Below are 587 nucleotides of genomic sequence, written 5' to 3'. Positions count from 1 at the left end.
CGCCTGGACAGGGGCGCACCTCGCGTCCCTTGGCCCGCTCAATCCGCTCCACGCCAGGACCGGCGCGGCCGAACAGTTGGAGCTCGAAGCGCTGATCAGTGCCGTCACGGGTAAGTCGCTGCTCTGGAAGACCATGGGTCTCCTGTCCCGCACGGACCCGCGTATTGGACAGGGGCCGGTGGCGAATCTGCTGGACCGGGCAGCGGCACAGCTCCGCGAGCTCGAGGGTCTCCTCTTGGAGACCGCGGCGGAGCGGTTCACCGACGCCGGTCAGTAAGTCCCGGACGTTCGTCGACGATCCTTCGGCCTGAGGACACAGCGCTGCCAAGTCAGCAACGTGGAGGGGCGCCCCTACCCGGTTCCATCGCACTAAGTCCGTTCGGGTCATCTTTCCGGCATGCGGCTTCGTATCCGAGTCCCGGCGTTGACGGTTCCCGAATTATCAGCATGCTTACAATTAGTCCAGAGTCTCCACTCGAGGGAAGGAACAACGATGAGCACCTATCATCCCGAAAATGACCCGGCCAACCCGGATCCTCCTGGGGAGGCGGGGAACGCGGAGCATCCGGACACACGCGGTGACGGGC

1 protein-coding gene is annotated in these 587 nt (G+C 64.7%); it reads left to right on the top strand.

All coding sequences use genetic code 11. From position 1 onward, the window contains the following. On the top strand, positions 1 to 277 hold a 277-nt coding region (locus AC1U89_RS24570; protein WP_479902223.1), incomplete at its 5' end, for a hypothetical protein. Positions 278 to 587: the final 310 nt, after the last annotated feature.

The sequence above is a fragment of the Caulobacter sp. 05T431 genome (genome assembly GCF_056665975.1).
Note: the sequence above shows the minus strand (reverse complement) of the source record. Positions and strands in the feature narration are given on the sequence as shown.